Source organism: Pseudomonas sp. AC193 (assembly GCF_979258075.1).
Window position 1 is genome coordinate 4,150,233 of record NZ_OZ409832.1, and the last position, 26,011, is coordinate 4,176,243.

Below are 26,011 nucleotides of genomic sequence, written 5' to 3' on the forward strand. Positions count from 1 at the left end.
GCGGAAAATGGCTGGCGCGCAGACCCCGATGTGTACCGCGTTGTTGATCGATGGCGAATTGGTCGCCGGGGAAGGTTTCGTCGAGCCAATTCTCAACCCGGCCACCGGTGAAATCCTCACCCACATCGCCGAGGCCAGCACCGAGCAAGTCGAAGCCGCCATCCTCGCCGCCCACCGCGCCTTCACCGAATGGTCGCGCACCACGCCGCAGCAACGTTCGAACTTATTGCTCGACATCGCCAACGCCGTCGAAAAACACGCCGACCACCTCGCCCGCCTCGAATCGCTGAACTGCGGCAAGCCATTGCACCTGGCGCGTCAGGACGATCTGACAGCGACCGTCGATGTCTTCCGGTTCTTCGCCGGCGCCGTGCGTTGCCAGACCGGCCAGCTCAGCGGCGAATACCTGCCGGGCTACACCAGCATGGTGCGCCGCGATCCGATTGGCGTGGTCGCCTCGATTGCGCCGTGGAACTACCCGATCATGATGGCCGCGTGGAAAATCGCCCCGGCCCTCGCCGCCGGCAACACGCTGGTGTTCAAACCCTCCGAACACACGCCGCTGTCGATCCTCGCACTGGCGCCAGCGCTGGCCGAAATCCTCCCGCGCGGGGTGATCAATATCATCTGCGGTGGCGGCGAAGGCGTCGGCAGCCATTTGGTCGGCCACGCGAAAGTGCGCATGGTCTCGCTGACCGGCGATATCGTCACCGGCCAGAAAATCCTCCAGGCCGCAGCGAAAACCCTGAAACGCACGCACCTCGAACTCGGCGGCAAGGCCCCGGTGATCGTCTGCAACGACGCCGACATTCAAGCCGTGGTCGACGGCGTGCGCACTTACGGTTACTACAACGCCGGGCAAGACTGCACCGCCGCCTGCCGGATCTACGCGCAGGCCGGGATTCACGACAAATTGGTCGCCGAACTCGGCGCCGCCGTAAGCAGCCTGCGCTTCGCCGGCAAACGTGATGCCGACAACGAGATTGGCCCGCTGATTAGCACGCGCCAGCGCGACCGCGTCGCCAGTTTCGTCGAACGCGCCCTCGGTCAGCCGCACATCGAACGCGTGACCGGTGCAGCCGTGCATTCCGGTGCCGGTTTCTACTATCAACCGACGCTGCTAGCCGGTTGCAAACAGAGCGACGAAATCGTCCAGCGCGAAGTGTTCGGCCCGGTGGTCACCGTGACCCGTTTCGACGAACTCTCGCAGGCCGTGGATTGGGCCAACGACTCCGAATACGGCCTCGCCTCGTCGGTGTGGACACAGAACCTAGACAAGGCGATGCAGGTTGCCGCGCGTCTGCAATACGGCTGCACGTGGATCAATAGCCATTTCATGCTCGTCAGTGAGATGCCCCACGGCGGGCTGAAACGTTCGGGTTACGGCAAAGACTTATCCAGCGATTCGCTGCAGGACTACAGCGTGGTGCGGCACATCATGGCCCGCCACGGCCAGCATCTCTGACTACGCTAATAACAAGCCGCCAACGGCATGCTTCACCGCGTTCACAACTGCCCCGACCATAATTTAAAGAAGAGGGTTCAACCATGTTCGTGCACAAGACCGCACTGCTCAGTGCAATCACTACGGCCCTGCTGGCCAGCGCCAGCCTGCAAGCGGCCGAGCCGTTGAAGGCCGTCGGCGCCGGCGAAGGTCAGCTGGATATCGTTGCGTGGCCGGGTTACATCGAACGTGGCGAGAGCGATAAAGCCTACGACTGGGTGACCGGTTTCGAGCAGGAAACCGGCTGCAAGGTCAACGTGAAGACAGCGGCCACCTCTGACGAAATGGTCAGCCTGATGGCCAAGGGCGGTTACGACCTGGTCACCGCGTCGGGCGATGCCTCGTTGCGATTGATCGTCGGCAAGCGTGTGCAACCGATCAACACCGCGTTGATCCCGAACTGGAATACCCTCGACCCACGCCTCAAAGACGCGCCGTGGTACGTGGTCAACAACCAGACTTACGGCACCCCGTACCAGTGGGGCCCGAACGTGCTGATGTACAACACCAACGTGTTCAAAACCGCGCCGACCAGCTGGAACGTGGTGTTCGCCGCGCAGGATCTGCCCGACGGCAAGCCGAACAAGGGCCGCGTGCAGGCCTATGACGGCCCGATCTACATCGCCGATGCGGCGCTGTATCTGAAGTCGACCAAGCCTGAACTGGGTATCAAAGACCCGTATCAACTCACCGAAGATCAGTACAAAGCCGTGCTCGATCTGTTGCGCGCGCAGCAGCCGCTGATCCACCGCTACTGGCACGACACCACGGTGCAGATGAGCGACTTCAAAAACGAAGGCGTGGTGGCGTCGAGCGCGTGGCCGTATCAGGTCAACGGTTTGATGAACGAGAAGCAGCCGATCGCGTCGACCATTCCGAAAGAAGGCGCCACGGGTTGGGCTGATACCACCATGTTGCACGCTGAGGCCAAGCACCCGAACTGCGCGTACAAGTGGATGGACTGGTCGCTGAAACCGAAAGTCCAGGGTGATGTGGCGGCGTGGTTTGGTTCGTTGCCGGCGGTTCCGGCGGCGTGCAAGGACAGCGAGTTGCTTGGCGCTGAAGGTTGCAAGACCAACGGTTTCGACCAGTTCGACAAGATCGCCTTCTGGAAAACCCCGCAGGCTGAAGGCGGCAAGTTTGTGCCGTATAGCCGCTGGACTCAGGACTACATCGCGATCATGGGCGGCCGCTAGCTCTCGACAACGACGCGGTCTGCTCCCTTTCCCCCTCGCCCCCCTGGGGGAGAGGGCTGGGGTGAGGGGGTAGCTTTTGAGTTTGCTCTTGATCTCTGAGCAATGGCCGAAACCGCCACCCTCACCCCCCGCCCTCTCCCGGAGGGAGAGGGAGCTAAAAGCAATCTCAGCGCCCTGCACACCTCCTGTAGGAGCTGCCGCAGGCTGCGATCTTTTCGCACGCACACACGACTTTTTTTGAAAGCCCGTTTTACCGGAGCACCGCACCATGACGCTTGCAGTCCAGTTCACCAACGTTTCCCGGCAGTTCGGCGACGTAAAAGCCGTTGACCGGGTTTCCATCGATATCGAGGACGGCGAGTTCTTTTCCATGCTCGGCCCTTCCGGCTCGGGCAAAACCACCTGCTTGCGCCTGATCGCCGGGTTCGAACAACCGAGCGCTGGCTCGATCCGCATTCACGGTGCTGAAGCAGCCGGTCTGCCGCCGTATCAACGCGACGTCAACACGGTGTTTCAGGATTACGCGCTGTTCCCGCACATGAACGTGCTCGACAACGTCGCCTACGGTTTGAAGGTCAAAGGCGTCGGCAAAACCGAACGGCACAAACGCGCCGAAGAAGCCTTGGACATGGTCGCCCTCGGCGGTTACGGCGCACGTAAACCGGTGCAGTTGTCCGGCGGTCAGCGCCAGCGTGTCGCCCTCGCCCGCGCCCTGGTCAATCGCCCGCGCGTACTGTTGCTGGATGAGCCTTTGGGCGCACTCGACTTGAAACTGCGCGAACAAATGCAAAGCGAATTGAAGAAGCTGCAACGCCAGCTCGGCATCACTTTCATCTTCGTCACTCACGATCAAACCGAAGCGCTGTCGATGTCTGATCGCGTCGCTGTGTTCAACAAGGGCCGCATCGAACAGGTCGACACGCCGCGCAATTTGTATATGAAACCGACCACGACATTCGTGGCTGAATTCGTCGGCACCTCGAACGTGATTCGTGGCGATCTGGCCCGCGAAATCAGCGGTCATCCGCAGCCGTTTTCGATTCGCCCCGAGCACGTGCGTTTCGCCGAAGGCCCACTCGCCAGCCACGAAATCGAAGTCAGCGGCCTGCTCCACGATATCCAGTATCAGGGCAGCGCCACGCGCTATGAATTGAAACTGGAAAACGGCCAGACCCTGAGCATCAGCCACGCCAACAACCAGTGGATAGACAGCAGCGCACAACACCAGACCGGCCAGCGCCTGAGCGCACGTTGGGCGCGGGAAGCGATGATTCCGCTGCATGACACCGTGGCGAGCGGGGTGTGACATGAGCACGCTCGCGATGACTGCATCGCCGCCGTTGCGCAGGTTTTCCAACCTGCTCTACCGCAAGCCGAACCTGTATCTGTCGATGCTGCTGGTGCCGCCGCTGCTGTGGTTTGGCGCGATCTATCTTGGCTCACTGCTGGTGCTGTTGTGGCAGGGTTTCTACACCTTCGACGACTTCACCATGGCGGTCACCCCTGACCTGACCCTGGCGAATTTCGCCGCGCTGTTTCAGCCGTCGAACTTCGACATCATCCTGCGCACGCTGAGCATGGCCATCGTTGTGTCGATCGCCAGCGCCATCGTCGCTTTCCCGATCGCCTACTACATGGCGCGCTACACCACGGGTAAAACCAAGGCGTTTTTCTACATCGCGGTGATGATGCCGATGTGGGCCAGTTATATCGTCAAGGCGTATGCGTGGACGTTGCTGTTGGCCAAGGGCGGCGTGGCGCAGTGGTTCGTGCAGCACCTGGGATTGGAGCCGGTTTTGCAGTTCATTCTGGGGATTCCCGGGGTGGGCGGCAGCACTCTGTCGACCTCGCATCTGGGGCGATTCATGGTGTTTGTGTACATCTGGCTGCCGTTCATGATTCTGCCGATTCAGGCGTCACTGGAACGTTTGCCGCCGTCGCTGTTGCAGGCCTCCGCTGACCTTGGTGCGAAGCCGCGTCAGACCTTTATGCAGGTGATTTTGCCGCTGTCGATTCCGGGGATTGCCGCCGGTTCGATTTTCACGTTTTCGCTGACCCTGGGCGACTTCATCGTGCCGCAACTGGTCGGGCCGCCGGGGTACTTCGTCGGCAGCATGGTCTACGCGCAGCAAGGTGCGATCGGCAATATGCCAATGGCGGCGGCGTTCACGCTGGTGCCGATTGTGTTGATCGCGGTTTACCTGTCCATCGTCAAACGACTGGGGGCTTTCGATGCGCTCTGACTCTTCATCACAAGGGCATGCCTCTCTAGGCCTGAAAATCGCAGCGTGGGGCGGGTTGGTGTTTTTGCACTTCCCGATCCTGATCATCTTCCTGTACGCCTTCAACACCGAGGAAGCCGCGTTCAGCTTTCCGCCGAAGGGCTTCACGCTGCACTGGTTCAGCGTGGCTTTTTCGCGGCCGGATGTTCTGGAGTCGATCAAGCTCTCACTGCAGATCGCAGCGATCGCCACGTTGATTGCGATGGTGCTTGGCACACTCGCATCGGCCGCTTTGTACCGCCGGGAATTCTTCGGCAAACAGGGTATTTCGCTGATGCTGATTTTGCCGATTGCGCTGCCGGGGATCATCACCGGGATCGCACTGCTGGCGACGTTTAAAACCCTGGGGATCGAGCCGGGGATGTTCACCATCATCGTCGGCCACGCGACCTTCTGCGTGGTGATCGTCTACAACAATGTCATCGCCCGCCTGCGCCGCACTTCGCACAGTTTGATCGAGGCCTCGATCGACCTCGGCGCCGATGGCTGGCAGACCTTTCGCTACATCATCCTGCCGAATCTTGGCTCGGCGTTACTGGCGGGCGGCATGTTGGCGTTTGCGCTGTCGTTTGACGAAATCATCGTCACCACGTTCACCGCCGGGCATGAGCGCACGTTGCCGTTGTGGCTGCTCAATCAGTTGAGTCGCCCTCGGGATGTGCCGGTGACCAACGTCGTCGCGATGCTGGTGATGATGGTGACCATGCTGCCGATCCTTGGCGCGTATTACCTGACGCGTGGTGGCGAAAGCGTCGCCGGCAGCGGCGGCAAATAAATATCCAACAGACACCAAAAATCCCCCTGTGGGAGCGGGCTTGCTCGCGAAGAGGCCATGACATTCAACATTGATGTCGGCTGACACACCGCCTTCGCGAGCAAGCCCGCTCCCACAGGGTTTCGGTTTCTTCAGAAAAATAACAATTGCTGCAAAGAGGACAACAGACATGCAAACCAAACTCTTGATCAACGGCCAACTGGTCAACGGCGAAGGCCCGGCGCAACCGGTGCTCAACCCTTCGCGTGGCGAAGTCCTGGTAGAGATCAACGAAGCCACTGAAGCCCAGGTCGATGCCGCCGTGCGCGCCGCCGACAACGCCTTCGTCGACTGGTCGCAAACCGCGCCGAAAGACCGCTCGCTGCTGCTGCTCAAACTCGCCGACGCCATCGAAGCCCACGGCGAAGAGCTGGCCAAACTCGAATCCGACAACTGCGGCAAACCCTACAGCGCCGCGCTCAACGACGAGATCCCGGCGATTGCCGACGTGTTCCGTTTCTTCGCCGGTGCCAGCCGTTGCATGAGCGGTTCGGCCGGTGGCGAATACCTGCCCGGCCACACCTCGATGATCCGCCGCGATCCGGTTGGCGTCATCGCCTCGATCGCGCCATGGAACTACCCGCTGATGATGGTCGCCTGGAAAATCGCCCCGGCGCTGGCCGCCGGTAATACCGTGGTGCTCAAGCCGTCGGAACAAACCCCGCTGACCGCGTTGCGCCTGGCCGAACTGGCGTCGGAAATCTTCCCGGCCGGTGTACTCAATCTGGTGTTTGGTCGTGGGCCTACCGTTGGTAGTCCGTTGGTCACGCATCCGAAAGTGCGCATGGTCTCGCTAACCGGCTCCATCGCCACGGGCGCCAATATCATTTCCAGCACTGCCGACAGCGTCAAACGCATGCACATGGAACTGGGCGGCAAGGCGCCCGTAATCATTTTCGATGACGCGGATATCGATGCGGCGGTGGAAGGTATTCGCACGTTTGGTTTCTACAACGCCGGGCAGGATTGCACCGCCGCGTGCCGGATTTATGCGCAGCAAGGCATCTACGACAAGTTCGTCGAGAAGCTCGGCGCGGCGGTCAGCAGCATCAAGTACGGCTTGCAGGATGATCCGTCGACTGAGCTGGGGCCGTTGATCACTGCGCAGCATCGCGACCGTGTTGCCGGGTTTGTCGAGCGTGCTGTGGCGCAGTCGCACATTCGTTTGATCACTGGCGGCAAGGCTGTTGATGGCAATGGTTTCTTCTTCGAGCCGACCGTGTTGGCCGATGCGCAGCAGGACGACGAAATCGTTCGCCGCGAAGTGTTTGGGCCGGTGGTTTCCGTGACCAAATTCACCGATGAAGCGCAGGCGCTGGAATGGGCCAACGATTCGGACTACGGCCTCGCCTCCTCGGTGTGGACAGCGGATGTAGGACGCGCGCACCGCATGTCAGCTCGTTTGCAGTACGGCTGCACGTGGGTGAACACGCACTTCATGCTCGTCAGCGAAATGCCCCATGGCGGTCAGAAATTGTCCGGTTACGGGAAGGACATGTCCATGTATGGGCTGGAGGACTACACCACGGTTCGGCATGTGATGTTCAAGCACTAAGGTCAAAAGCTTCGCGAGCAAGCCCGCTCCCACAGGGGAATGCATTCCAAATGTGGGAGCGGGCTTGCTCGCGAAGGCGTCACCCCGGTTTCAGGAAGGAAACCGGCAATTACGCACCACCAGGATCCCAAAACAATAACTACCGACCCGGGCGGCGCCCACAAAGCCCCGCCACGGCCTCGGCCATCCGAAATCTGCCGATTTCACGGAGCAAAACACACATGAGTTCCTCACCCGATCTCGCCACAGCCGTTGCCGACAGCGATGCCGAACAACTGCGCAAACTGGGCTACACCTCGAATTTCAACCGCAGCATGAGCCTGTGGGAAAACTTCGCCTTGGGCTTCACTTATCTGTCACCGGTCGTAGGGGTTTATACCCTCTTCGGCCTGTGCCTCGCCGCTGGCGGCCCACCGATGTTCTGGGCTTACTTGCTGGTCGGTTGCGGCCAATTGCTGGTGTGCCTGATCTTCGGCGAAGTGGTTTCGCAGTTCCCGATCTCCGGCGGCGTTTACCCTTGGGCACGCCGATTGGTCGGTAAAAAATGGGCATGGATGGTCGGCTGGATTTACTCCATCGCCCTATGCGTGACCATCGCTGCCGTTGCGGTCGGCGCTGGCCCGTACCTGGCCGCCATGCTCGGTTTCGAGCCAAGCAACAACACCAACATCGTCATCGCCCTGGTGCTGACCCTGTTCGCCACACTGGTCAACCTCAGCGGCACCAAAGTGCTGGCGCGCATCGCCATGTTCGGCTTCCTCTGCGAACTGGTTGGCGCGGTGATCGTTGGCGTTTACTTGTTGGTGTTCGAACGCCATCAACCGCTCAGCGTGCTGTTCAACACCTTCGACATCAGCGTCGACGGCTCATACCTGCCGGCCTTCCTCACCGCGTCGCTGGCGGGGATGTTCCTCTACTACGGCTTCGAGGCCTGCGGCGACGTCGCCGAAGAAACCCCGAACCCGAGCGCGAAAATCCCGGTGGCCATGCGCATGACCATCTACATCGGCGGCATCGCGGCGATGTTCGCCTGCCTGGCGCTGATCCTCGCCGTGCCGGACATGCAAGCCGTGATCAACGGCACCGACAAAGACCCGGTCACTACCATCCTCAACAACGCCTTCGGCCCGGTCGGTTCGAAAGTAGTGATGGGCGTGGTGATGATTTCCTTCATCTCCTGCGTCATCAGCCTACAAGCCGCGGCGAGCCGTCTGCTGTACTCCTACGCTCGCGACGAAATGGTCATCGGCAGCCGACTGCTGAAAAAGATTTCTCCTACAACCCAAGTACCGGTTGCCGCACTGTTCGTGTCCGGCGTCCTGCCCGCGCTGATCATCGCCCTCGGTTTCTTCCTGCAAGACGCCGTGGCCACCATCGTCAGCTTCGCCGCCATCGGCATCTACCTCGCGTTCCAGATGATCGTGCTGGCCGCGCTGTATGCCCGCAGCAAAGGCTGGAAACCGAGCGGCAAATTCACCCTCGGCGCATGGGGCTGGCCGGTGAACATCGGCGCGCTGGTGTACGGCGTTGGCGCAATCATCAACATGGCCTGGCCACGCACGCCCGATGCGGCGTGGTATGTGAACTATGCGATGGTGTTGAGCACGGCGATCGTGATCGGTTTAGGGCTGGTTTATATGTGGATTGGCAAGCCGTATGACCATGGCAAGGCGCCGGCTGGGGATGCGTGGAAAGTGAGTCGCTAAGAGCGTTTGATCCCGGCACCGACAGGGTGCCGGGGTTCAGGCAAGCCATGAAACGTCATCAAAAAGAAAGCTCCGCCTGATCGTGCTTCAACAGGGAAATACGGTCGAACAATTTGATTTTTTCATTGGCTTTTTGCTTGGCGTGATCGGACATGAATGCAATCAATTCTTCGAGCTGACTGACGTCTCCGACCACTTTGAATTCCTTTTCCTTGTTGACGAAAACAAGCGACTTCTTCTTTCTCGACAACAGTTCAATGACGTTACTGAGCGTACCGGTGCTCTTTGCGTCCCAGATCATCAAACCGTAGTCAGCTGCTTCGGCCATGACGACGTCTTTCTCGGTGAAGAAGGCTCTCGACCCCTTGGAATGCTTGGAGTCGACTGTTCTGGCGGGCCACTGTCCAAGGTTATTCCTCGGAGCAGAACCGCTGCAGAACACTGTAGTTTTGGATCGTTCGAGACTCAGCAGGTACTCCTGAATGGAGGTGTCGGCGCCACCTGCATCCCCAACCACCACCTCAAAATCTGACGCGACGATATTATTGATGCGCTCTTTAACCTTCGGATCAAGGTTCTTGATGTTGATAGAGCCAGCAATAAATACAGTGGTCATTGAATTCACTTCCAAGTTAGCGCTGCGACGTAAATTTTCCCTACTTTCGGATATTTACGCAGAACAGCGCAGGCCGCGTCCATCGACGCTCCGCTATCAAACAAATCATCTACAACCAAAACATTCCAGCATCCATCGGTGGTGATTTCATCATTGACAGTGAAACTGTCTCCAATCGCGGCAACCTTGTCGGCTTTGGAATGTAAATCCTTGAGCGACTTTCCCGTGGTCGCTTTTCGAAGCAAATCCGTGAAAACCGGCCGACCGATAATTCGTCCCAACGCCAGGGCAACTTCAGTCACCGGTTGTCGCTGACGAATATTTGAAGCGGGCATAGGCACTACAAACCCGACCTGGTTCAGTTTTGGGAACACAATTGTCGCTACTGCCTGGGCAAGTGGACTGACCTGAGTCCAATCCTTCTGGTATTTGAGCTGGTAGGTCGCCTCACCAATCTCAGTACGCTGATTATCGAAGCATGGGTGTCCGCGATCATCGTTGCCAAGAAAGGTACTACTTACCATGTGTTTGTCCAGCACCCAGCCCTGATCCCATGGGCCGTTGATCTGCTTGAGAGACACCTTCATTGAATTCTCCTTTATTCGTGACAATCCTTTGAACCCTGAAACCAAGGGCCGAGCATCTGCAGCGATGCGCAAGATTCAAACAAATAACGAAAAAAACACTGGTTAGGGGTGGTCTCGCTGGTGCCAGTGCAAAAACAGGCATTTCCTACAGAGACGACTCTCAGAGATAAATCCTCTTTCCTACAGAAGGTATCGACAGAGCCGACTTGGCGTCGTAGGTGGCTAGCCGATAGGCTTTCTCTCGGCGGCGAAATCAGCGGCCCGGTGTCGAAGCCGGAACAAAATCAACATGGCGCAACCGCGCTCATTTGAGTGGCGGCTCTATTCTCGATATTGGAGTCGACAAATGCCTAACGACGTACAAATTCCTTCTGAAAGCTCTGCTTTCTTCACCCCCATCATCTTCACCCGCCACAACCGCTTCCTCCACGCCTTCATGCAAGACCACGAAGCCTGGTTCTGCGTGCAAGATCTCGGTCGCTTGATGGGTTACCCACTGAACGAACGCCTCACCCTGAAACTCGATCCCGACCAGCGTCGCAATGTCTTCCTGCGCAAGGACGGCGAAATCATCGATTGCGCGATGGTCAGCGAATCGGGCCTGTTCGCCCTGCTCGTCCATCACTTCGTCCCGGAAAACCGGCACCTGCGCCAATGGCTGAGCCATGAAGTCATCCCTATGCTGCGCGAAACCCAATCAAGCCCTGTGGAAAACCACCCGAGCCTGAGCTCAATGCATTGGGCAGGCGTCACCGTGCCGCTGCTGCACTGGCAACAGCAGGCGTGGGTCAAATGGCGGGATGTTCCAGAGTTGATGCACGGCCAACGGCCGTATCCGGTTCTGGGCACTTGCAGCTAAAGCTCATAAATAAAAAACCTGTGGTGAGGGAGCTTGCTCCCGCTGGGCGCGTAACGGCCCCTCTTGTAAAAAAGCAGGGGACTGCTGCGCGGTCCAGCGGGAGCAAGCTCCCTCGCCACAGGGTTACTCGTAGGTTGATTGATCTGGCCACCGTAAAAGCCAAATGGCTTTCACGCTGGCCGCCCCAGCGTTAAAACCGCGAAACACTCCGCATCGCATCCACCAGATAGCGCATCGCAATCCGGTCACTTTCCGAAAGCTCGCGATAGCGCTCCACCAGTTTCAGTTCCTCAGAGCTCAACCGACGCCTTCTGCGTCCGCTGCCCAGGCAGGGGAAGATGCCCAGCATGTCGGTGATGCCTTGTATTTTTGCCATGGACGATGTCCTTCTCTAGTACTGCAAAGAATTGCTTAAACACCACATCGCCCTGCCCCTTACAGCAGCGCCGTGTGCCCTGCCGGCCAAATGGATCGCGCCGGCCATGCCCATAGAATAGAAATAAATTCGGCGCTGAAAAGCGGTTTTTAGAGTAATTAGTCAGGAAAAGCAGATATGCCGTGTAAATCAGAACGTCCTGTCAGATTTTTAACCGACATGTCTTGTTTCATTGACACACTGGCGCAGTGAATCAACGAATTTTGCATTGCGAGCGAACCGTTTAAGCTAGCGGGCATCTGTTTATAGTCCGTTGCGTTTGGCCGAAGGCTTGTCCGAACCGTTATTTTCGATCCAGCACGTGCCAGGAACGGCGCGGGATTGCACACGACAGGTTGTATTTATGCACCGCAGGAATTTGCTCAAAGCGTCCATGGCCATTGCGGCTTACACCGGTCTTTCGGCCACCGGCCTGCTGGCGACCCGAGCGTGGGCTGCCAATGGCGGCGCCGCTGATGGGGAGGCGCAGGCGTTTGACTTCGAAGCGCTGAAGCGCCAGGCCAAGCAACTGGCTGGCAGTGCCTATCTGGACACTAAACAGGTGCTGCCGCCGACGCTGGCGACCATGACGCCGCAGAATTTCAACGCGATCCGCTACGACGGCAATCATTCGTTGTGGAAGGAAAACAAGGGCCAGCTCGACGTGCAGTTCTTCCACGTCGGCATGGGTTTCCGCCAGCCGGTGCGCATGTACAGCGTCGATCCCAAGACCCGCACCGCGCGCGAAGTGCATTTCCGCCCGGCGCTGTTCAACTACGAGAACACCTCGGTCGACACCCAGCAGCTCAAGGGCGACCTGGGTTTTGCCGGCTTCAAGCTGTTCAAGGCGCCGGAACTGGATCGCCACGACGTGGTGTCGTTCCTCGGCGCCAGTTATTTCCGTGCGGTGGATGCGACTGGCCAATATGGCCTCTCCGCGCGCGGTCTGGCGATCGACACTTACGCCAAGAAGCGCGAAGAATTCCCTGACTTCACCAAGTTCTGGTTCGAGACCCCGGATCAGAACGCCACGCGTTTTGTGGTCTATGCCCTGCTCGACTCGCCGAGTGCGACCGGCGCGTATCGCTTCGACATCGATTGCCAGGCCGAGCGCGTGGTGATGGAGATCGACGCGCACATCAACGCGCGCACCGCCATCGAGCAACTGGGCATCTCGCCGATGACCAGCATGTTCAGCTGCGGCAACCACGAACGGCGCATGTGCGACACCATCCACCCGCAAATCCATGATTCGGATCGCCTGGCCATGTGGCGCGGCAACGGCGAGTGGATCTGCCGTCCGCTGAACAACCCGGCGACTCTGCAATTCAACGCGTTTGCCGATACCGATCCGAAAGGTTTCGGCCTGGTGCAGACCGACCATGAGTTCGCCAACTATCAGGACACCGTCGACTGGTACAGCAAGCGTCCGAGCCTGTGGGTCGAACCGACCACCGCGTGGGGCGAGGGCTCTATCGATCTGCTGGAAATTCCTACCACCGGCGAGACGCTCGATAATATCGTCGCGTTCTGGACACCGAAGAAACCGGTGGCTGCCGGGGATTCGCTGAACTACGGCTACAAACTCTACTGGAGCGCTTTGCCGCCGGTGAGCACGCCGTTGGCGCGGGTGCAGGCAACTCGTTCCGGGATGGGCGGTTTCGTTGAGGGCTGGGCACCGGGCGAGCATTATCCGCCGGTCTGGGCGCGTCGTTTTGCTGTGGATTTCACGGGTGGCGGCCTGGATCGATTGCCACAGGGCACCGGGATTGAGCCGGTGGTGACGTGCTCGAACGGCAAGGTGCAGGATTTCAGCGTGCTGGTGCTGGATGACATCAAGGGTTACCGGATTCTGTTTGACTGGTACCCGACCAGTGACAGCGTTGAGCCGGTGGAGCTGCGGTTATTTATTCGCACCAACGATCGCACGTTGAGCGAGACGTGGTTGTACCAGTACTTCCCGCCGGCGCCGGATAAGCGCAAATATCCTTGATAATTATGTAGCGCCTCACGGGCCTCTTCGCGAGCAAGCCCGCTCCCACACTTGAAATGCATTTCCCTGTGGGAGCGGGCTTGCTCGCGAAAGCGTCCGCCCAATCAACACAAATCCACTCACCAGAAAAACGCCCCGGCCATCACTGACCGGGGCTTTTTGCTTTATCGCTATTGACTCAATCGCGCAAATCAGACTCATGAATCGGCTGATCCCGATGCGTCGCGCGCTGATACTGCGCCGGCCACACCGCTTTGCGTCCACCCAGATCATCGTCGGCATGCAGCGGCCAGTACGGATCACGCAGCAGCTCGCGGGCGAGGAAGATGATGTCGGCCTGACAGGTGCGCAGAATGTGCTCGGCCTGCGCCGGCTCGGTAATCATTCCCACGGTGCCGGTGGCGATGCCTGACTCTTTGCGTACTCGTTCGGCGAAGCGCGTCTGATAACCCGGCCCGACGGGGATTTCGGCATTCGCTGCGGTGCCACCCGAAGATACGTCGATCAAATCCGCGCCAAGCGTGTGCAGCCGTCGCGCCAGCTCGACGGTTTCATCCGGATTCCAGCCGTCCTCCACCCAGTCGGTGGCCGATACGCGAACAAATAACGGCAACTCTTCCGGCCAAACCGCCCGCACTGCCTCAGTCACTTGCAGCACCAGACGAATACGATTTTCAAATGAGCCACCGTATTGATCGCGGCGCTGGTTGCTCAACGGCGAGAGAAACTGATGCAGCAGATACCCATGCGCCGCATGCACCTCAACCACACTGAAGCCGGCCTTGAGCGCGCGTTTCGCGGCATCGACAAACGCCTGAATGACGTCGGCAATCTGCCCTTCATCAAGCTGTTTCGGCTGCGTGTGTTGCGGGTCAAAGGCAATCGGCGAGGGCCCGACCGAAGTCCAGCCGCCATCATCGGGTTTGACGCTGCCATGCTTGCCGAGCCACGGCCGATGGGTGCTGGCCTTGCGCCCGGCGTGGGCCAGTTGAATGCCGGCGACCGCGCCTTGGGAGGTAATGAAGCGAGTGATGCGTTGCAGCGGCTCAATTTGTTCGTCGTTCCACAGGCCAAGGTCTTCGGCGGTGATCCGCCCGTCGGCGGTCACCGCCGTGGCTTCGGTAAATACCAGACCGGCGCCGCCCACCGCGCGGCTGCCGAGGTGTACCAGGTGCCAGTCGTTGGCCAGGCCGTCGACGCTGGAGTACTGGCACATCGGCGAGACGGCGATGCGGTTTGGAAGGGTCAGTTGGCGAAGGGTGAAGGGTTCAAGCAGCAGACTCATGGGGCACCTCTCAAATCAGTGGGCAGGCTCCAGGGTTCTGTTTGAATAGTCGACGAGTGACAGGAAAAGGTGCAGCACCCGCCCCCGCGGGCAAAAAAATCGACAAGACGTCACAAGGCCAATCAAGCAGTGCTTAGAGCCTAGTCGACAACGGGAGGGAAAGGAGGGTTCAGAGTGATTCAGCGTGTGAAAGGATGCTTTCGCGAGCAAGCCCGCTCCCACATTTGGAATGCATTCTCCTGTGGGAGCGGGCTTGCTCGCGAAGGCGTCAGCGCGGTTCGATATGGGCAATCATCAACTGAACGGTCTCATTACCCCGAAACTCGTTAACGTCGAGCTTATAGGCGAGCTCAACCCACTTGATCGTCGGATTCGGCCAGATATCCCGGTCAATCCCAAACGCGATGCCATCCAGCTTCACCGAGCCACACTCGCTCTTCAGCACCACTTTCAAATGCCGCTCACCGACCACCCGCTGCTCAACCAACTGAAACACCCCGTGAAACAGCGGCTCAGGAAAATGCTGCCCCCAAGGCCCGGCATGGCGCAGGGCGCGAGCCAGTTCGAGGTGGAATTCCTCCACCGCCAGCGTGCCGTCCGAGAGCATGCGCCCGGTCAGGTCTTCCTCGCGAAGTTGCCTACGCACTTCAGCGTCAAAGGCCTCGGCGAACAGCGGAAAATTCTCTTGTGGCAAGGTCAGACCGGCGGCCATCGCGTGGCCGCCGTACTTGGCGATCAGGGTCGGATGCTGCGCTGCAACAACGCTCAGCGCATCACGAATATGGAAGCCCTGCACCGAACGCCCCGAGCCTTTGAGCAGGCCATCACCGGCATCAGCGAAGGCAATGGTCGGACGGAAGTAACGTTCTTTCATCCGTGATGCGAGGATACCGATCACGCCTTGGTGCCACTCCGGATCGAACAGGCACAGACCAAACGGCATCGACTCCACCGGCAAATCCTTGAGCTGCGCCAGCGCTTCACGCTGCATGCCCTGCTCGATGGATTTGCGATCCTGGTTCATGCCGTCCAGTTGCGCGGCCATTTCCTGGGCCTTGCTGGCGTCGGCAGTGAGCAGGCATTCGATGCCCAGACTCATGTCATCCAGACGCCCGGCAGCGTTCAGGCGCGGGCCGACGATAAAACCGAGATCGGTGGACGTGATGCGGGTGGCGTCACGCTTGGCCACTTCAAGGATCGCTTTGATCCCCGGCCGTGCGCGACCGGCGCGAATGCGTTCAAGGCCTTGATGCACCAGAATCCGGTTGTTGGCGTCCAGCGGCACCACGTCGGCAACGCTGCCCAGTGCCACCAGATCAAGCAGTTCACCGATGTTCGGCTGCGGCTTGTTCTCGTACCAGCCGAGGCTGCGCAAACGCGCACGCAACGCCATCAACACATAAAAAATTACGCCGACGCCGGCCAGTGCCTTGCTCGGAAACTCGCAGCCAGGCTGGTTCGGATTGACCAGCGCATCGGCCTGCGGCAGCTCTTCGCCGGGCAAGTGGTGATCGGTGATCAAGACCTTGAGGCCAGCCTTTTTCGCCGCCGCAACACCTTCGACGCTGGAAATACCGTTGTCGACAGTGACCAGCAAATGCGGCTCGCGAGTCAAAGCGACTTCGACGATTTCCGGGGTCAGGCCGTAGCCATATTCAAAGCGGTTCGGCACCAGATAATCGACGTGCGCCGCACCGAGCAAACGCAAGCCAAGCATGCCGACCGTGCTGGCCGTCGCGCCGTCCGCATCGAAGTCGCCGACGATGAGGATGCGCTGGCGTTGCTCCAGCGCCGTCACCAGCAAGTCCACCGCCGCATCAATGCCCTTGAGCTGCTGGAACGGGATCAACCGCGCCAGGCTCTTGTCCAGTTCTGCCTCGGACTGCACGCCCCGCGCCGCATACAGGCGGGTCAGCAGCGGCGGAATATCACCGAGAAACGGCAGAGTGGCAGGCAGTTGGCGAGGTTCGATACGCATGGGGTGACGGAGACTTCTCTTTAATACGTGGGATTAATCAGCTACAGGCGCGGGATCAGCCGCGCTCACCTTGCAGCCATTGCAACTGGACTTCGTGCTGACCACGGTCGTCGGTGACGAAGATCGTCCCTTCGCTGATCATCACGTCCCACTTGATAACGCGGGGCATATCTTTGGCCAGGGTTTCCAGAACTTCCTGCGGGACGGCGGCGATATTGACGTTTTTCAGGTTCTTGATCGCCGGGATCACTTTGGTTTCCCAAACGCGCAGGCTGCCGTAGGCCAGCAGGCTGGTGCGCTCGGTGCGACGCGAGCACCAGGTCAGGCGATCGGCGTCTGGCTGGCCGACTTCGATCCAGTGCAGAACGCGATCGTCCAGGCTCTTTTCCCACAGCGCAGGTTCATCCACGTCTGACAGACCGCGACCAAACGACAACTGCTCGTTGTACCAGAGGGCGTAGGCCAGCAGCCGCACGGTCATGCGCTCTTCGGTTTCCGAAGGGTGACGGGCGATGGTCTGCTTGACGCTCTCGTAGACACTGCGGTCGAGGTCGGTGAGATTCAGTTCAAATTTGTAGGTAGTGGACGGCTGGGCCATGAACGGGCTTCTTGATACGAGGAAAGGCGGCAAGTCTAACCGATGCGGTAGGCAATCATCGAATTGATGGCGATCAACCTGCGGCGTCTGACAGCCGGCTATGTTAAAACGCTGTATCCGCACAGCCTTGTCCTACAGGATTCAGCATGCCGTTTTCCAACAAGCCGCTCAGCGGTGTGAAAGTCATTGAATTGGGTACGTTGATTGCCGGGCCGTTTGCCTCGCGTATTTGCGGCGAGTTCGGCGCTGAAGTGATCAAGATCGAATCGCCGGACGGCGGTGATCCGCTGCGCAAATGGCGAAAAATGTATGAAGGCACGTCCCTGTGGTGGTTCGTCCAGGCGCGCAACAAGAAGTCGCTGACGCTGAATCTGAAACACCCCGACGGTTTGGCGATTCTGAAAAAACTGCTCAGTGAAGCCGACATCCTCATCGAGAACTTTCGCCCCGGTGTGCTGGAAAAACTCGGCCTGAGTTGGGAAACCCTGCACGCTCTGAACCCGAAACTGGTGATGGTGCGTCTGTCCGGTTTCGGCCAGACCGGGCCGATGAAAGATCAGCCAGGTTTCGGCGCGGTTGGTGAATCCATGGGCGGTTTGCGCTACATCACCGGTTTTGAAGACCGCCCGCCCGTGCGCACCGGGATTTCCATCGGCGATTCGATTGCCGCGCTGTGGGGCGTGATCGGCGCACTGATGGCGCTGCGTCATCGTGAGGTCAACGGCGGGCTCGGCCAAGTGGTCGATGTGGCCTTGTACGAAGCTATTTTCGCGATGATGGAAAGCATGGTGCCGGAGTTCGACGTGTTCGGTTTTATCCGCGAGCGCACCGGCAACATCATGCCCGGCATCACACCTTCCTCGATCCACACCAGCGCCGACGGCAAGCACGTGCAGATCGGCGCCAATGGCGATGCGATCTTCAAGCGTTTCATGTTGATTATCGGCCGCGAAGATCTGGCTAATGACCCGATGCTGGCCAGCAACGACGGGCGCGACAGTCGCCGCGACGAGTTGTATGGCGTGATCGATCGCTGGGTCAATTCGCAGCCGCTGCAAACGGTGCTCGATCTGCTCAATCAGGCCGAAGTACCGGTCAGCCGCATTTTCAGCGCCGAAGACATGTTCAGCGACCCGCAATACCTCGCCCGGGAGATGTTCCTGTCCGCCAAGTTGCCGGACGGCAAGGACTTCAAGATGCCGGGTATCGTGCCGAAACTTTCCGAGACGCCAGGCAGTTCCGAATGGGTCGGGCCGACGCTGGGTGAACACAATGCGCAGGTGCTCGCCGACCTCGGTTACGACGCACAGCAGATCGCTAGATTGCGCGAAGACGGAGCCATTTAAGCTGAAAAACCTGCATCCCTCAGACGCCAACCGCACTCACCAATGGTGGACGTGGCGTCTGTTCGGCCTGTTGTTTTTGCTGGCCTCGCCAACGTGGGCGCAGGCCAAGCCAACGTTGATCTGGTTGCTGCGCGACTTGCCACCGATGACGATTTTCGAAGGCCCGAAAAAGGGTCAGGGCGTGATCGATCATTTGATGCCGCAACTGATTGCCGGCATGCCGCAATACGAACACAAGATCATGCGCGTCAACCGTGCGCGTGGTTTGCAGATGCTTCACGAAAACCCTTTCGCCTGTGACCCCGCGCTGCTGTGGAACAAGGAGCGCGCGCAGTGGGTGGCGTATTCGATTCCGGCGATTCGCGCTGTAGCCAATGGCCTGGTGGTGCGTCAGAAAGATCGCGCGGTACTCGAACCGTATCTGGTGGACGGTGCGGTGGATTTTTCTGCGCTGCTGGCCAGTGGTGAGCGAAAAGTCGGCGTAGTTGCCGAACGCAGTTACGGCGAATACATCGACGGACTGTTGCGCCACGCCCCCAGCGGCGCATTGACCCCGCACTACGGCAACGATGCATTGAGCAATTTGCTGTCGATGCAGCGGCTGAACCGATTACAGGTGGTGCTCGGCTATTGGCCAGAGATCCGCTATCAGGCGAAACAGGCACAAATTCCGGAAGATGAGCTGGAGTTCTATTCGATTCGCGGCACCGAGAAATATCTCTCAGGCTATGTCGCTTGTTCCGACACCACGCAGGGCCGTCAGGCCATCAGCGAAATCAACCAACTGCTGCGCACCCTGCCCCACGAGCATTTGAATCAACTCTACGCGGCGTGGCTGGATCCCGAACGACAAGCGGATTATCTGCAGCAGGCGCGGACGTTTTTCGAGCAGCAAGCCGCGCAATAGGCAAACGCCAGACAAAAGAAACCCCGAGAAGTGGGGAAACGACTCGGGGTTAAACGTGGCCTACATAAAGACCAGTAGCAGCAAGCGACAAGCACCGGAGCACAATGCTTGATCCTGCTGTTACTGGGTCTGACTGACAGGGATGCAGGAAGGTTCCCACAAAAAATATTTCATCTTTACAGCGTCGGACGTTTATCCAGCGCTGCGTTGCGCAATGCCGCGATCACACAGGGTTCCAGCCGACCTTCGGCAATCAGCACGTCACGGTGCAGGCCGTCGACGACATCGGTCAGCAAGCGTTTGTCGCTCAACTGCGCCTGATTGAATTCGCGTTCCACCACAATGGCGCCGTTGCTGTTCTTCAGGGTCACCAGGCATTCGCCATGGCTGCCGCGAGGGGTCAACGTCACTTGATACGGGCTCAGAGCCTCACCGAGCAATAGACTGATACTTTCCATCTCGATCTCCACTCAATAGTCCGAAAACACAGTGCCTGGGGCGTGTTCACAATAAATGACCACCGGCCCGAGAAGAAAGTTCTGCCTGCGATTGCTCCATCCCTGGAGCCTTACCGGTCTATGGAGCATGCACGGCGAAGATGACAGTAAAAATACCCGGCGTTTCAAGCCCCGACAGGCTGATGCAACGCGCTGAGGTATTGATCAAGCAAACCGCGCATCAACACCGCCGAAACCGGCGTTTGCAGGCGTCCGAGCAGTTGCAGCTCATGCGCGTGCAGCAGCGTTTCAAGGTCGGTCAGCAGGCTCGGCGCCACGTTGCCCAGCAGAATCAATGCGCGTGACTGCTCCTGCCGGGTCAGATGATGGATCAACGCCAGGCCATCGCCGCCCTTGAGTTGCGGATCGCAAATAGCGATATCGATGACGCCGCTTTGCTCCAGCGAACCCAAGGCCGAACCCAGCGACGGCGCGGTCAGTACGTTGTAGATGCCGATGGCGTTGAGCATCTGGTGCAACGCCATCAACTGGAACGGATTGTGTTCAAGGATCAGGACTTTGAGCGAGCGCATAGGCGACCTCTGAAACGGCGGGTGCGGACTCTCACCGCAGACACCGTTCACTCTAGGGCAGCCGTCCTCAGCCTCCCATCGGAAAAGGCCTCAGGGGTTATAGGACTTTTCCCAAACTCAGTGCAGACGTCGGCTCATGTCTGTCCAGCCACCGAGCAGTCCGCGCAGTTTTCCGTCGGCGCTGTAAAACGGCACCGTCCATTGGTAGATCTCCCGCGAGCCGTTCTTGAATTGCAGTTGGCGCCGGCAGAATCGCGTCTTGCGCGTCTGCAACTGCGCCATGAATTCGTCGTGAAGCATGCGTGACGTGATCTGTGGCAGGGCATCAACCTCCATCAGCGAGCGTCCCTGAACTTGATCGAAACGAATGTCGAGCGCCTCCTCATAACTGCGATTGCACATGATCAAGCGGCCCAGCAGGTCGCGGACGAACACCGGATCGGGCATTGAATTGATCAACGCATGCTGAAACGCCAACTGGTCGCCGAGATCTTTTTCAGCTTCAGTGCGTTGCCTGATTGCCGCGCGTAATCGGCGATTCCAGACCAGCGACAACAAACCGAACGTGCCAATCACGGCCATCGCCCAACAGCCCCAACTGGCGATGCGCTGCCACACCGAGGGCGCCCGCAGCGGGGAAACACCGTCGAGCCATTTGAGCCGAATCGCGCGCAACTCCTCCGGCGGAAAAGCCTCAAGCGCCTTGTTGAGGATGCTCAACAACTGCGGCTGGCCCTTGCGCACCGCCAAGTGATCTGCCTCCCATTTTCCTTCGAGCAAATCGCCGACCCTGAGCAATCCGGAAGGAAACAACTGCGCGCCAATCTCGTTTTCAATCGTGGCATAAGCCTCACCGCTTTCGACCAACGCGCGTGCTTCGGCATAGGTTTTCACCGAGCGGATCTCAATGGCCGGATAGTCGCGGCGGATGATGCCTTCCAGCGCGTGCCGGGCCGGAAGCACCAGCACACGTTTGGCCAACTGCTCCAGCGATTGCACCTGTGGCTCACCAACACGCCCGACAAACACCCAGCCGGCACCGCCAAAGGCATGACTGAAATCGAGGAACGCCTTGCGCTCATCGCTCATCGCCAGCGTGGTGCTGATGTCCGCTTCACCGCGCTCCAGCCGTTCGAGCAGGTGGTCGGTGGAGAAAGACTCTTGATGCACAAACTGCAAACCGGTCATCGCGCTGATACGCTTGAGCACATCAATGTTCAGGCCGTTCCAGTGCGCATGTTCATCCTGGAACAGGTACAGCGGATACTGCACGGACGCGACGATGACCCGCGGATTGTCGCGGATCCATTGCTGCTCTTCTGCGTTGAGCTCGATGGGCTGAACCTTGCTGACGCCAGCGTCATGCTGCATCAGTTGCGCTGCCACACTCCAGCGCATAAACCCCAGCATTGCCAATAAAAACAGCCAGCACAGGGCCGGCTTCAAATCTCTGGAAAACCACATTGCCACTTCCTTCGTGATCAACTCACCCGTCCTTCGTGGGTGAAAACCCGAGCAGTGTGGCAGCAGAAACAAAAAAGCCCGTCAGGAGACGGGCTTCAAAATGTGACAGCTTTTACGGCTTACAGCGGTTTGCCGCGGTTGCCATGCTGGCTGACAAAGGCTTGCACGGCTTTCAGCTCGTTTGGCAGAACGGTGCAGCGCTCATTTCGCTCAAACAAATCAGAAAGATGTGCAGGTAGTTCGAGCGCTTTTCCTACACCGGCTTTCTCTACGGCTTCAGGGAATTTCACCGGGTGAGCGGTGCCCAGGATGACCATCGGGATATCCAGGCTGCGACGGCATTCACGCGCAGCTTTAACACCGATGGCGGTGTGCGGATCCAGCACTTCGCCAGTCTGCTCGTAGACTTCAGCGATGGTTTCGCAAGTCTGTGCGTCATCTACAGCCAGCGAATCGAACAGCTTGCGCGCTTCGGTCCAGCGTTCTTGCTCGACGCTGAAACCGCCGCCCTGCTTGAACGAATCCATCAGACCGGCGATTGCTGCGCCGTTGCGACCGTGCAGGTCGAACAGCAGGCGTTCGAAGTTCGACGAGACCATGATGTCCATCGACGGCGACAGCGTGGCGTGCAGGGTGTCCTTGACGTACTGATTGCCGCTCATGAAGCGGTGCAGGATGTCGTTGCGGTTGGTGGCGACGATCAACTGGTTGATCGGCAGGCCCATGTTGCGCGCCAGGTAACCGGCAAAGATGTCGCCGAAGTTGCCGGTTGGCACCGAGAACGACACCGAACGCGCCGGGCCGCCCAACTGCAGTGCGGCGTGGAAGTAGTAAACGATCTGGGCCATGATCCGCGCCCAGTTGATCGAGTTCACCGCGACCAGACGCGTGCCTTTAAGGAAGCTCTGGTCAGCGAAGCTGTTCTTGACCATTTCCTGGCAGTCATCGAAGTTGCCTTCAATGGCGATGTTGTGGATGTTCTCGCCGAAGATCGTGGTCATCTGGCGACGCTGCACTTCCGACACGCGCTTGTGCGGGTGCAGGATGAAGATGTCGACGTTTTCGCAGTGCTTGCAGCCTTCGATGGCGGCCGAACCGGTGTCACCGGAAGTAGCGCCAACGATCACTACGCGCTCGCCGCGTTTTTCCAGAACGTAGTCGAGCAAACGACCGAGCAGTTGCAGGGCGAAGTCCTTGAACGCCAGGGTCGGGCCGTGGAACAGCTCCAGCACCCATTCGTTGCCGTTCAGCTGACGCAGCGGCGCCACGGCGCTGTGGGCGAACACGCCGTAGGTTTCTTCAAGAATCTTTTTGAAATCGGCATCCGGAATGCTGCCGGTGACGAACGGGCGCATCACCCGAAAGGCCAGCTCGTGATACGGCAGGCCGGCCCAGGAAGCGATTTCTTCCTGGGTGAAACGTGGCAGGTTTTCCGGAACGTACAGACCGCCGTCGGTCGCCAGACCAGCCAGCAGGACGTCTTCGAAATTCAGGGCCGGTGCCTGGCCGCGGGTACTGATGTAACGCATAAGGGCAAACCTTCGGTTTGGGCTTCAAGCTACGAGCTACAAGCTGCAAGTAAAAGCCAGACCGCTTTTCTCTTGCCGCTTGCAGCTCGAAGCTTGCAGCTGCTTCTATTTAGTTCAAGTGCTCGACGCGGATCCGTACGACCGGACCATTTACGCCGGCCAGCGCTTCGAGGGCGGCGATGGCATCGTTGATGCGCTGCTCGACCACACGGTGGGTCAGCAGGATCATCGGCACCAGACCGTCGTGTTCCTCGACTTCCTTCTGCATGATCGACTCGATGTTGATGCCGCGCTCCGAGAGGATGCTCGCCACCTGAGCCAACACGCCCGGATGATCCTTGGCCTGAATGCGCAGGTAGTAAGCGCTTTCGCAGGCTTCGATCGGCAGAATCGGGTGGGCCGACAGAGAGTCCGGCTGGAAGGCCAGGTGCGGCACACGGTTTTCCGGATCGGAGGTCATGGCGCGAACCACGTCGACCAGATCGGCGATCACCGACGAAGCGGTTGGCTCCATGCCCGCGCCGGCGCCGTAGAACAGCGTCGAACCGGCGGCGTCACCGTTGACCATCACCGCGTTCATCACGCCGTTGACATTGGCGATCAGACGATCGGCCGGGATCAGCGTCGGGTGTACGCGCAACTCGATACCGGCAGCAGTGCTGCGCGCCACACCGAGGTGCTTGATGCGGTAGCCCAGCGCTTCGGCGTAGTTGACGTCAGCGGTGGTCAGCTTGGTGATGCCTTCGGTGTAAGCCTTGTCGAATTGCAGCGGGATGCCGAACGCGATGGAAGCCAGAATCGTCAGCTTGTGCGCGGCGTCGATGCCTTCAACGTCGAAGGTCGGATCGGCTTCGGCGTAACCCAGTGCCTGCGCTTCGGCCAACACGTCTTCGAAGGTACGACCCTTCTCGCGCATTTCGGTGAGGATGAAGTTACCAGTGCCGTTGATGATCCCGGCGACCCAGTTGATGCGGTTGGCGGACAGGCCTTCACGGATCGCCTTGATCACCGGAATGCCACCGGCCACGGCCGCTTCGAACGCCACGATCACGCCTTTCTCGCGAGCCTTGGCGAAAATTTCATTACCGTGAACGGCAATCAGAGCCTTGTTCGCGGTGACCACATGCTTGCCATTCTCGATGGCCTTGAGTACCAGCTCGCGGGCAACGGTATAGCCGCCCATCAGCTCTATAACGATGTCGATCTCAGGGTTTGTGGCCACTTCGAAGACATCGTTGGTAATCGCAATACCGGTCGTCTGGAACTGAGGCTTTGGCGTGCGCATGGCAATTTGTGCCACTTCGATTCCACGCCCGGCACGACGAGCAATTTCCTCGGCGTTGCGCTGAAGTACGTTGAAGGTACCGCCACCGACGGTGCCTAACCCACAGATGCCTACTTTGACCGGATTCACTGTGAACTCCCCATAAAACGGCCGACGCTGGGTCGGCCGGAAAACAACCGCGTGCTCGCGGCTCTCTATTGATGGCCCGGCAATGTTGCTGCCGGACCATGATCGTCAGCGGCTGACCGTGACGATGCGAATTACTTCGCGCCCAGCGCCAGTTTGGCGACTTGTGGCGCAGGCTGGTAGCCCGGAATGACTTGTCCGTCGGCCAAAACGATGGCCGGTGTACCGTTCACGCCGATCGACTGGCCCAGAGCGAACTGTTTGGAAACCGGGTTCTCGCACTTGGCGGCCTTGATTTCCTTGCCATCGACCATTTTGTCCATGGCGGCTTTCTTGTCTTTCGAGCACCACACGGCTTGCAGTTGCTCGTCACCCGGCGAACCGAGGCCCTGACGCGGGAACGCAACATAGCGCACTTCGATGCCGCGCTTGTTCAGCTCAGGCACTTCGGCGTGCAGCTTGTGGCAGTACGGGCAGGTGGTGTCGGTGAACACGGTGATATGCGATTTGGTTTCGCCGATGGCCGGGTAGACCACGGTTTCGGCAACCGGAATGGCGTTGACCAGTTTGGAGACGCCCAGGCGTTCGGTTTTCTCGGTCAGGTTGACCGGTTTGCCGTCCTTGAGCTGGAACAGGTAACCCTGAACGATGTACTGGCCATCGGCGCTGGCGTAGAGCACGCGGCTGCCTTTGAGTTTGACTTCGTACATGCCTGGCAACGGGCTGGCATTGATGCTTTCTACCGGAACCTCGAGTTCGAGTTTTTCCAGGCTTTGACGAATCGCTTTGTCGGCCGCGTCATCGGCGACGGCAAAGGTGCTGACCAACGCAATGGCTGCGGCGGCGAAAATCTGGGTCAGACGCATGAGAACTCCTGAAGGCGGACAAATGGAACGATCAGAACGCCCGTGCCGGAACACCGGGTCATAACCGTCC

The 26,011-nt window shown here is 59.1% G+C and carries 23 protein-coding genes; 11 read left to right on the forward strand and 12 right to left on the reverse strand.

All coding sequences use genetic code 11. The features are described from left to right. Positions 1–7 precede the first annotated feature (7 nt). The 7 genes from ACZZ0D_RS18800 to ACZZ0D_RS18830 all read left to right on the forward strand — a co-directional run bounded on the left by ACZZ0D_RS18800 (position 8) and on the right by ACZZ0D_RS18830 (position 9,057). Positions 8–1,465: a gamma-aminobutyraldehyde dehydrogenase gene (locus tag ACZZ0D_RS18800; RefSeq protein WP_463554820.1), complete on the forward strand. Its 1,458-nt coding sequence runs from the start codon at positions 8–10 to the stop codon at positions 1,463–1,465. A gap of 83 nt (positions 1,466–1,548) precedes the next feature. Further along, positions 1,549–2,700, forward strand: coding sequence for a putative ABC transporter substrate-binding protein YdcS (gene ydcS / locus ACZZ0D_RS18805; RefSeq protein WP_426618341.1), 1,152 nt, complete (start codon positions 1,549–1,551; stop codon positions 2,698–2,700). 268 nt (positions 2,701–2,968) lie between these two features. Next, the gene (locus ACZZ0D_RS18810; RefSeq protein WP_159813813.1) at positions 2,969–4,006 is read left to right on the forward strand and encodes an ABC transporter ATP-binding protein; all 1,038 of its coding nucleotides are present in this window, start codon (positions 2,969–2,971) and stop codon (positions 4,004–4,006) included. Between the two features lie 16 nt (positions 4,007–4,022). Further along, a complete protein-coding gene (locus ACZZ0D_RS18815) occupies positions 4,023–4,943 on the forward strand; it encodes an ABC transporter permease (protein WP_007908947.1) in 921 nt (306 codons plus the stop codon). Beyond that, a complete protein-coding gene (locus tag ACZZ0D_RS18820) occupies positions 4,933–5,757 on the forward strand; it encodes an ABC transporter permease (RefSeq protein ID WP_463553992.1) in 825 nt (274 codons plus the stop codon). The genes ACZZ0D_RS18815 and ACZZ0D_RS18820 overlap by 11 nt, the downstream gene beginning before the upstream one ends. Positions 5,758–5,926: 169 nt before the next feature. Next, positions 5,927–7,351 carry a gamma-aminobutyraldehyde dehydrogenase gene (locus ACZZ0D_RS18825; RefSeq protein WP_463553993.1) on the forward strand — a complete coding sequence of 475 codons (1,425 nt, stop codon included), beginning with the start codon at positions 5,927–5,929 and terminating at the stop codon, positions 7,349–7,351. Between the two features lie 221 nt (positions 7,352–7,572). Next, positions 7,573–9,057 (forward strand): APC family permease, encoded by a 1,485-nt coding sequence (locus tag ACZZ0D_RS18830; protein ID WP_007908950.1) that lies wholly within the window; start codon positions 7,573–7,575, stop codon positions 9,055–9,057. Positions 9,058–9,115: 58 nt separating this feature from the next. Here the strand turns inward: ACZZ0D_RS18830 and ACZZ0D_RS18835 are convergent, their stop codons facing one another. Together ACZZ0D_RS18835 and ACZZ0D_RS18840 are read right to left on the reverse strand one after the other, a co-directional pair. Further along, entirely contained in the window at positions 9,116–9,673 is a 558-nt protein-coding gene (locus tag ACZZ0D_RS18835; protein ID WP_098967395.1) for a hypothetical protein, read from the reverse strand. Between the two features lie 5 nt (positions 9,674–9,678). Then, positions 9,679–10,260: a ComF family protein gene (locus tag ACZZ0D_RS18840; protein WP_463553994.1), complete on the reverse strand. Its 582-nt coding sequence runs from the start codon at positions 10,258–10,260 to the stop codon at positions 9,679–9,681. 346 nt (positions 10,261–10,606) lie between these two features. Between ACZZ0D_RS18840 and ACZZ0D_RS18845 the strand changes: the two genes are divergently transcribed. Further along, positions 10,607–11,119 carry a BRO-N domain-containing protein gene (locus ACZZ0D_RS18845; RefSeq protein WP_463553995.1) on the forward strand — a complete coding sequence of 171 codons (513 nt, stop codon included), beginning with the start codon at positions 10,607–10,609 and terminating at the stop codon, positions 11,117–11,119. A 190-nt stretch (positions 11,120–11,309) separates the two neighbouring features. Here ACZZ0D_RS18845 and ACZZ0D_RS18850 read toward each other — a convergent pair whose 3' ends face one another. After that, positions 11,310–11,495 carry a hypothetical protein gene (locus ACZZ0D_RS18850; protein ID WP_008081608.1) on the reverse strand — a complete coding sequence of 62 codons (186 nt, stop codon included), beginning with the start codon at positions 11,493–11,495 and terminating at the stop codon, positions 11,310–11,312. Between the two features lie 403 nt (positions 11,496–11,898). Here ACZZ0D_RS18850 and ACZZ0D_RS18855 point away from each other — a divergent pair, with 403 nt between their 5' ends. Beyond that, positions 11,899–13,527 carry a glucan biosynthesis protein D gene (locus tag ACZZ0D_RS18855; RefSeq protein WP_463553996.1) on the forward strand — a complete coding sequence of 543 codons (1,629 nt, stop codon included), beginning with the start codon at positions 11,899–11,901 and terminating at the stop codon, positions 13,525–13,527. A gap of 178 nt (positions 13,528–13,705) precedes the next feature. Here the strand turns inward: ACZZ0D_RS18855 and ACZZ0D_RS18860 are convergent, their stop codons facing one another. The 3 genes from ACZZ0D_RS18860 to ACZZ0D_RS18870 all read right to left on the reverse strand — a co-directional run bounded on the left by ACZZ0D_RS18860 (position 13,706) and on the right by ACZZ0D_RS18870 (position 17,388). Next, the gene (locus ACZZ0D_RS18860; protein ID WP_463553997.1) at positions 13,706–14,812 is read right to left on the reverse strand and encodes an NADH:flavin oxidoreductase/NADH oxidase; all 1,107 of its coding nucleotides are present in this window, start codon (positions 14,810–14,812) and stop codon (positions 13,706–13,708) included. A gap of 268 nt (positions 14,813–15,080) precedes the next feature. Further along, a complete protein-coding gene (gene recJ / locus ACZZ0D_RS18865; RefSeq protein ID WP_463553998.1) occupies positions 15,081–16,790 on the reverse strand; it encodes a single-stranded-DNA-specific exonuclease RecJ in 1,710 nt (569 codons plus the stop codon). 55 nt (positions 16,791–16,845) lie between these two features. Continuing rightward, complete coding sequence (locus tag ACZZ0D_RS18870; RefSeq protein ID WP_007908961.1) at positions 16,846–17,388, reverse strand: YaeQ family protein; 543 nt, start codon at positions 17,386–17,388, stop codon at positions 16,846–16,848. A 146-nt stretch (positions 17,389–17,534) separates the two neighbouring features. Here ACZZ0D_RS18870 and ACZZ0D_RS18875 point away from each other — a divergent pair, with 146 nt between their 5' ends. Both ACZZ0D_RS18875 and ACZZ0D_RS18880 read left to right on the forward strand, forming a co-directional pair. Beyond that, entirely contained in the window at positions 17,535–18,734 is a 1,200-nt protein-coding gene (locus tag ACZZ0D_RS18875; RefSeq protein WP_212543987.1) for a CaiB/BaiF CoA transferase family protein, read from the forward strand. After that, on the forward strand, positions 18,661–19,641 hold the full coding sequence (locus ACZZ0D_RS18880; RefSeq protein ID WP_463553999.1) for a TIGR02285 family protein: 981 nt from the start codon (positions 18,661–18,663) through the stop codon (positions 19,639–19,641). Before ACZZ0D_RS18875 ends, ACZZ0D_RS18880 begins: the two co-directional genes overlap by 74 nt. A 176-nt stretch (positions 19,642–19,817) precedes the next feature. Here the strand turns inward: ACZZ0D_RS18880 and ACZZ0D_RS18885 are convergent, their stop codons facing one another. From ACZZ0D_RS18885 to dsbC, 6 genes are all read right to left on the reverse strand, one after another. Continuing rightward, on the reverse strand, positions 19,818–20,099 hold the full coding sequence (locus ACZZ0D_RS18885) for a DUF3509 domain-containing protein (protein WP_053117463.1): 282 nt from the start codon (positions 20,097–20,099) through the stop codon (positions 19,818–19,820). A gap of 164 nt (positions 20,100–20,263) precedes the next feature. Further along, positions 20,264–20,671: a response regulator gene (locus ACZZ0D_RS18890; protein ID WP_159813832.1), complete on the reverse strand. Its 408-nt coding sequence runs from the start codon at positions 20,669–20,671 to the stop codon at positions 20,264–20,266. 117 nt (positions 20,672–20,788) lie between these two features. Further along, positions 20,789–22,135, reverse strand: coding sequence for a transporter substrate-binding domain-containing protein (locus tag ACZZ0D_RS18895; RefSeq protein ID WP_463554000.1), 1,347 nt, complete (start codon positions 22,133–22,135; stop codon positions 20,789–20,791). A 119-nt stretch (positions 22,136–22,254) separates the two neighbouring features. Beyond that, positions 22,255–23,664: a threonine synthase gene (gene thrC, locus ACZZ0D_RS18900; RefSeq protein WP_159813836.1), complete on the reverse strand. Its 1,410-nt coding sequence runs from the start codon at positions 23,662–23,664 to the stop codon at positions 22,255–22,257. A gap of 109 nt (positions 23,665–23,773) precedes the next feature. Further along, positions 23,774–25,078 carry a homoserine dehydrogenase gene (locus tag ACZZ0D_RS18905; protein WP_007908972.1) on the reverse strand — a complete coding sequence of 435 codons (1,305 nt, stop codon included), beginning with the start codon at positions 25,076–25,078 and terminating at the stop codon, positions 23,774–23,776. Positions 25,079–25,209: 131 nt separating this feature from the next. Further along, a complete protein-coding gene (gene dsbC / locus ACZZ0D_RS18910; protein WP_053117452.1) occupies positions 25,210–25,941 on the reverse strand; it encodes a bifunctional protein-disulfide isomerase/oxidoreductase DsbC in 732 nt (243 codons plus the stop codon). Positions 25,942–26,011 lie beyond the last annotated feature (70 nt).

Excerpts from the sequence above, each read along its gene's own strand:
- ACZZ0D_RS18875 (WP_212543987.1), top strand. The coding sequence starts at position 17,535 with ATGCCGTTTTCCAACAAGCCGCTCAGCGGTGTGAAAGTCATTGAATTG.
- ACZZ0D_RS18855 (WP_463553996.1), top strand. The coding sequence starts at position 11,899 with ATGCACCGCAGGAATTTGCTCAAAGCGTCCATGGCCATTGCGGCTTAC.
- ACZZ0D_RS18840 (WP_463553994.1), bottom strand. The coding sequence starts at position 10,260 with ATGAAGGTGTCTCTCAAGCAGATCAACGGCCCATGGGATCAGGGCTGG.
- ACZZ0D_RS18885 (WP_053117463.1), bottom strand. The coding sequence starts at position 20,099 with ATGGAAAGTATCAGTCTATTGCTCGGTGAGGCTCTGAGCCCGTATCAA.
- ACZZ0D_RS18890 (WP_159813832.1), bottom strand. The coding sequence starts at position 20,671 with ATGCGCTCGCTCAAAGTCCTGATCCTTGAACACAATCCGTTCCAGTTG.
- ACZZ0D_RS18880 (WP_463553999.1), top strand. The coding sequence starts at position 18,661 with ATGCGCAGGTGCTCGCCGACCTCGGTTACGACGCACAGCAGATCGCTA.
- recJ (WP_463553998.1), bottom strand. The coding sequence starts at position 16,790 with ATGCGTATCGAACCTCGCCAACTGCCTGCCACTCTGCCGTTTCTCGGT.
- ACZZ0D_RS18850 (WP_008081608.1), bottom strand. The coding sequence starts at position 11,495 with ATGGCAAAAATACAAGGCATCACCGACATGCTGGGCATCTTCCCCTGC.
- ACZZ0D_RS18820 (WP_463553992.1), top strand. The coding sequence starts at position 4,933 with ATGCGCTCTGACTCTTCATCACAAGGGCATGCCTCTCTAGGCCTGAAA.
- ACZZ0D_RS18830 (WP_007908950.1), top strand. The coding sequence starts at position 7,573 with ATGAGTTCCTCACCCGATCTCGCCACAGCCGTTGCCGACAGCGATGCC.
- ACZZ0D_RS18810 (WP_159813813.1), top strand. The coding sequence starts at position 2,969 with ATGACGCTTGCAGTCCAGTTCACCAACGTTTCCCGGCAGTTCGGCGAC.
- ACZZ0D_RS18825 (WP_463553993.1), top strand. The coding sequence starts at position 5,927 with ATGCAAACCAAACTCTTGATCAACGGCCAACTGGTCAACGGCGAAGGC.
- thrC (WP_159813836.1), bottom strand. The coding sequence starts at position 23,664 with ATGCGTTACATCAGTACCCGCGGCCAGGCACCGGCCCTGAATTTCGAA.
- dsbC (WP_053117452.1), bottom strand. The coding sequence starts at position 25,941 with ATGCGTCTGACCCAGATTTTCGCCGCCGCAGCCATTGCGTTGGTCAGC.
- ACZZ0D_RS18815 (WP_007908947.1), top strand. The coding sequence starts at position 4,023 with ATGACTGCATCGCCGCCGTTGCGCAGGTTTTCCAACCTGCTCTACCGC.
- ACZZ0D_RS18845 (WP_463553995.1), top strand. The coding sequence starts at position 10,607 with ATGCCTAACGACGTACAAATTCCTTCTGAAAGCTCTGCTTTCTTCACC.
- ACZZ0D_RS18895 (WP_463554000.1), bottom strand. The coding sequence starts at position 22,135 with ATGTGGTTTTCCAGAGATTTGAAGCCGGCCCTGTGCTGGCTGTTTTTA.
- ACZZ0D_RS18860 (WP_463553997.1), bottom strand. The coding sequence starts at position 14,812 with ATGAGTCTGCTGCTTGAACCCTTCACCCTTCGCCAACTGACCCTTCCA.
- ACZZ0D_RS18800 (WP_463554820.1), top strand. The coding sequence starts at position 8 with ATGGCTGGCGCGCAGACCCCGATGTGTACCGCGTTGTTGATCGATGGC.
- ACZZ0D_RS18870 (WP_007908961.1), bottom strand. The coding sequence starts at position 17,388 with ATGGCCCAGCCGTCCACTACCTACAAATTTGAACTGAATCTCACCGAC.
- ydcS (WP_426618341.1), top strand. The coding sequence starts at position 1,549 with ATGTTCGTGCACAAGACCGCACTGCTCAGTGCAATCACTACGGCCCTG.
- ACZZ0D_RS18835 (WP_098967395.1), bottom strand. The coding sequence starts at position 9,673 with ATGACCACTGTATTTATTGCTGGCTCTATCAACATCAAGAACCTTGAT.